7 protein-coding genes and 1 pseudogene are annotated in these 4,418 nt (G+C 68.3%); 3 read left to right on the top strand and 5 right to left on the bottom strand.

The window, feature by feature from the left end; genetic code table 11:
* A pseudogene (locus C3489_RS37835) lies at positions 1-209 on the top strand (TetR family transcriptional regulator); the annotation flags it as partial.
* A 32-nt stretch (positions 210-241) separates the two neighbouring features.
* Here C3489_RS37835 and C3489_RS37830 read toward each other — a convergent pair.
* Positions 242-1,222 (bottom strand): alpha/beta hydrolase, encoded by a 981-nt coding sequence (locus C3489_RS37830; RefSeq protein WP_103786662.1) that lies wholly within the window; start codon positions 1,220-1,222, stop codon positions 242-244.
* A 239-nt stretch (positions 1,223-1,461) separates the two neighbouring features.
* Here C3489_RS37830 and C3489_RS37825 point away from each other — a divergent pair, with 239 nt between their 5' ends.
* Together C3489_RS37825 and C3489_RS37820 are read left to right on the top strand one after the other, a co-directional pair.
* Positions 1,462-2,358, top strand: coding sequence for an aromatic prenyltransferase (locus tag C3489_RS37825; RefSeq protein WP_103786661.1), 897 nt, complete (start codon positions 1,462-1,464; stop codon positions 2,356-2,358).
* Positions 2,359-2,515: 157 nt separating this feature from the next.
* Positions 2,516-2,863: a YciI family protein gene (locus C3489_RS37820; protein WP_103786660.1), complete on the top strand. Its 348-nt coding sequence runs from the start codon at positions 2,516-2,518 to the stop codon at positions 2,861-2,863.
* Positions 2,864-2,909: 46 nt separating this feature from the next.
* Here C3489_RS37820 and C3489_RS37815 read toward each other — a convergent pair whose 3' ends face one another.
* The 4 genes from C3489_RS37815 to C3489_RS39115 all read right to left on the bottom strand — a co-directional run.
* On the bottom strand, positions 2,910-3,281 hold the full coding sequence (locus tag C3489_RS37815; protein WP_103786659.1) for a fic family toxin-antitoxin system, toxin component: 372 nt from the start codon (positions 3,279-3,281) through the stop codon (positions 2,910-2,912).
* Positions 3,278-3,526: a hypothetical protein gene (locus tag C3489_RS37810; RefSeq protein WP_258055136.1), complete on the bottom strand. Its 249-nt coding sequence runs from the start codon at positions 3,524-3,526 to the stop codon at positions 3,278-3,280. The genes C3489_RS37815 and C3489_RS37810 overlap by 4 nt, the downstream gene beginning before the upstream one ends.
* A 119-nt stretch (positions 3,527-3,645) precedes the next feature.
* Entirely contained in the window at positions 3,646-4,020 is a 375-nt protein-coding gene (locus C3489_RS37805; protein ID WP_103786657.1) for a hypothetical protein, read from the bottom strand.
* On the bottom strand, positions 4,017-4,418 hold a 402-nt coding region (locus tag C3489_RS39115; protein ID WP_219822011.1), incomplete at its 5' end, for a hypothetical protein. The genes C3489_RS37805 and C3489_RS39115, both read right to left, overlap by 4 nt.

Below are 4,418 nucleotides of genomic sequence, written 5' to 3'. Positions count from 1 at the left end.
AGAAGCAGGACGAGATGGTCGCGGGCTCCTGCGAGGTGCTGGCCGAGCGCACCGGCCGGCCGCAGGACGACCTCGAACTCCGCGTCGTCGTCGGCGCGGTCATGGGTGGACTCCACCAGGTGCTGTGGGGCGACCAGAGCCAGGAGGGCGATCTGCTGGAGATGGTCGACCGGGCTCTGACGGTGCTGGAGCGGGGACTGACCCTGTAGCCGGACACCGCCGCCCGGCGTGAGCGCGGACCTCAGTCAGGAAGGGTAGCGAGCCAGTCGCACAGGATCCGGTTGACCTCGTCGGGCCGTTCCTGCTGGATCCAGTGACCGCAGCCGTCGAGGACATGGCTGGAGAGCAGCCCCGGCAGCGTGACCGGATACGCCTCGATGGCGTCGGCCAGCCACGTCGTGGAAGCGTCCATGCCGCCGCCGATGAACAGTGAGGGCTGGGTGAGCGGGGCGCCCTCGAAGGCGGCGAGGTCCTGCCAGTCGCGGTCCATGTTCCGGTAGCGGTTGAGCGCCCCGGTCAGGCCGGTCCGTTCGAACTCGGCGGCGTAGACGTCGAGGTCGCGCTCACTGAGCCAGCCGGGCAGCCTGCCGGCGGGGAACCGCTCCCGCAGCGTCCCGCCCTTGCCGACGAAGTGCGGGTCGGGAGCGCCGGGCGCGGGCATGGTGTCGGCGGACAGCGCGGCGTAGAACCCGGCGAGCCAGCCCCGTACATCGCCTGCCACCTCCGCCTCGGCCCGCCCCGGCTGCTGGAAGTAGGAGACGTAGAACTCCTCGTCGCCACCCATCTGCGCGAAGACGTCACTGGGCCGTACCGGACCGCGCGGGGTGTAGGGAACACTCAGCAAGCCCACGGCGCGAAAGACGTCCGGCCTGACCAGGCCCGAGTTCGCGGCGATGGCCGCTCCCCAGTCGTGCCCGACGATCACCGCCGTCTCCTCCCCCAGGGCGCGCACCACCGCGACGTTGTCCTCGACGAGCTCCAGCATCCGGTAGGCGTCCGTCGCGGCCGGCACGGCGGAGCGCCCGTATCCCCGCACATCGACGGCGACCGCCCGGTACCCCGCGGCCGCGAGCACGGGCAGCTGATGCCGCCACGAGTACCAGCACTCCGGGAACCCATGGACGAGCAGCACCAGCGGCCCCTCCCCCTGCTCCGCCAGGTGGACTCCCCCACCGGCGGAGTCCACCACCCGATGCGTGATCTGCCTGCCCTGCCGTGACATACGCCCTCCTCCAGCACCGCGGCCGTCGACACGACCGATCCTGCGCGGGCGCACACCCGAAGACCGAGCCTGTTTGCCGGTTCGGCAAGTCGGGCCGGATCAGGGGCGAAGTGCCGGAAGAGGGCCTCGGCGGGGCAAGCGAGTGCTTCTCGACCGGTCTCCAAGCGGCGGAAGCCATGATGAACCGCGAGCGGCCCGACTCGCTGCAAGCAGACGTTCCATCGAAATCTGGGGGTTCCATGTCCGAGAAGGCCAACATAGAACGTCTGTATGCGGCCGTGCAGGAAGCGGCCGGGCTGCTGGAGATCCCCTGCTCACGCGACAGCGTCTGGCCGGCCCTGACCGCGTTCCAGGACGCGATCATCTCCCCCACCGTCTTCAACATGGTGTGCAGCGGGGGCAGGGTCGGAGGCCTCTCCTTCGACTTCATGATGTCCCCGGCCGACGGCGACCCTTACGATTTCGCCCTCTCGCGCGGCCTCGTCGACGAGGTGAACCACCCCATCCGCGCTCTCTTCGCGGACATCCAAGCCCGCTTCCCGGTGCAGACGTTCGGCGTCGACTACGGCATCACCAGCGGCTTCAACAAGGCCTACGTCTTCTTCCCGCTGGGCGACCTGCAGGGACTGGAAAAGCTCGCCGCCGTCCCCTCCATGCCTCCCGGCCTGACCGAGCACGTCAGCTCGTTCGCCCGCTACGGCCTGGACGGCAAGGTCTCGGCCCTCGCGATCGACTACGCGCGCCGGACGTGGAACGTCTACTTCAACGGACTCTCCCCCGACCACGTCGAGCGCGGGGCCGTCCAGTCGATGCTCCGCGAATTCGGCCTGCCCGAGGCGAGCGCGCAGCTGACGGAGTTCATCGAGACCTCGTCGGCGCTGTACCCCACCTTCAGCTGGGACTCCTCCAAGGTCGAGAGGATCTGCTTCTCCACCAGGACCACGGACCCGGCGGCGCTCCCCGCCCGCATCGAGCCGAAGCTGGAGAAGTTCGCCAGGAGCGTGCCGCACGCGTACGAGGGCGACCGCGTGCTCGTCTACGCCGGCGCACTCTCGCGCAGCGAGGAGTACTACAAGCTCGCGGCCTACCACCAGGTGGCTTCCCCGGCACACGAGCGGGTCCGCCCCACGAACTGATCCCTTACGACGCGGCCGGGCCATCACGGGGTGATGGCCCGGCCGCGACGCTTGCGGTGGGCCTCCACGCGCTCTGCTCGAAGCCCAACGCAATGATCATCAAGTTTGTAAAGTGGGCCGCCCCGCCCGACAACCCCGACGCGCAAAGGGAACGCCCATGAAATTCGCCCTGGTGATCTTCGAGACGGATGCGTCACGCCGCCGGATCCAGGCCGACCGGGACGCCTACCGCAAGGCCTACGAGGGCTGGATCGCCCAGGTCGCCACCACGGGCAAACTGGTCGGCGGTGAAGCCTTCGACACCGAGCACACCGCAGCCGTGACCGTGCGCAAGGCACCCGACGGCACATCGACGACGACCATCGCGCCCGCCCACGACACCGAGGAGACCCTCGGCGGCTGGTTCGTGGTCGACGTGGCCGACCGGGACGAGGCCGTCGAACTGGCGAAGGCGCTGCCCACCCCGGAGACCATCGAGATCCGCCCCATCCTCGAATCGGCCTGACCCGCTCCGACAGACCGACACAGCTGCCTGCGGACCTGGGCGCGGATCAGGGCTTCCAGGTGCGCAGCATGGTCGCGATCTGCTTGGCGGTGGTGCGCGGGTTGTTCAGCTCCTGGGCGAACGCTGTGAGTTGTTCGCGCGTCGGGCTGACCGGGATGTTGCTGGCTTCGAGATACATGACGGCAACCGCGCAGGCGACGGTCAGATTCGAGCGCTCCAGCCAGCGGCAGCGGCCCAGGGTGTGCACCAGTGCGGCGGCGCGGGCGTAGGGGCCGTCGTAGACGGGGTGCTCCAGGAGTTCCCCGCGGTGACGGGAGACGGCAGCGACGGGGACTCCGTAGTCGTCGACGCCGGGATCGCGCTGTCCGGCGCGCTCGGCGACCTCCAGGATCCAGGACTCGTCGATGTGCAGGATCACGCGGCCGCGCCGGGCTGGTAGGGGGCGTCGAGCTGGCGCTCCAGGTCGTCGAGGAAGGCGCCGTGCTCCTCGATGAGCCGCTGGGCGGCGGCCATGCCGGCAGCGCGGACGCCCGTCGTGTCCTCGACGATGAGCCGCTCCACATAGCGGTTGAAGTCAAGGCCGCGGGCGGCCGCGGCCTCCTTCCCGGCGGCGAGCACCTGCGGGTCGAAACGGAGCTGCGTCTGCTTCCTGTCCGTGGCCATACCCGCATGGTAGCAGGGTGGTAGCACCTGGCCGCCGACGGCTGGGAGCCGTCGTCAGAAAATGAGGCGCCCCCTGTCGCCGGACCGATTCCGGCGACAGGGGGCGCTTAATGCGGAAGTTAGTTCTTCACTTCTTCGAATGAGACTTCCGCTGCTTCCAGCTTTCCGGAGATTTTTGCCGCCTCGAACTCGAAGAGGCCACTGCCGAGACTGTCGAATGCGTAGAACAGTTTCTCGTCATCCGGGTCGTAGTCCTCAGCCTCTTCGACTTCGACGCTGCGGACTTCATTGAACCGGATGACGAATCGACGGTGATCTTCCGTCCGCTCGAAGAGGAAGGTGATGCTGTCTTCCTCGCTCGATACGGTCACTCCGAGGAAGTCCGCAGCGTTGTGGACGTCGAGGTCCCCGAGCGCGGTCTGCTCGCAGTAGATGATCTCGCTTTCAACGCCCCACGGACGCATCCCGTGAAAGGTGACCTCGCTGTTCGTCAACGCAGATACCTCCAGACACGGTACAGGTCGCCCCATCCCATCGAGTGTGCTCTCCGCTCAGTCTTGCCCCAGCCGTGGGGCGCGCGGGAGTTTCGAGGTTGGTAGACCTTGTGTGGCGTCCGCACCCCGCCGTGGGTCTTGCCCCACAGATCGTAGTGCCAGCGTCCCTTGGCACCGTCGATGGAAACCCGGGAGCGCCCGTGGTTGTAGCGGTTGGAGATCCAGCGGCCCACTCGGGCCTTGGCGGCCCAGTTTGCAGCCCGAGCCTTGCGGCTCAGCCACCTGCCGCCCTGCTTCACGTAGCCCCAGCCCTTTGAGAACCAGCGACCTGCGCCTCGCGGCATCCGGAAACTCCAGCGGCCGTCGAGGTCATAGCAGTTGACCGGGTCGCCGACGCA

This window comes from Streptomyces sp. Ru71, assembly GCF_002920535.1.
GTDB lineage: Bacteria > Actinomycetota > Actinomycetes > Streptomycetales > Streptomycetaceae > Streptomyces.
The sequence above is the reverse complement of the archived record's forward strand: the minus strand, read 5'-3'. Positions and strand labels throughout refer to the sequence as shown.

Bases quoted from the DNA above. Each gene is read 5' to 3' on its own strand.
- C3489_RS37830 (WP_103786662.1), bottom strand. From the start codon at position 1,222: ATGTCACGGCAGGGCAGGCAGATCACGCATCGGGTGGTGGACTCCGCC.
- C3489_RS37825 (WP_103786661.1), top strand. From the start codon at position 1,462: ATGTCCGAGAAGGCCAACATAGAACGTCTGTATGCGGCCGTGCAGGAA.
- C3489_RS37820 (WP_103786660.1), top strand. From the start codon at position 2,516: ATGAAATTCGCCCTGGTGATCTTCGAGACGGATGCGTCACGCCGCCGG.
- C3489_RS37810 (WP_258055136.1), bottom strand. From the start codon at position 3,526: ATGGCCACGGACAGGAAGCAGACGCAGCTCCGTTTCGACCCGCAGGTG.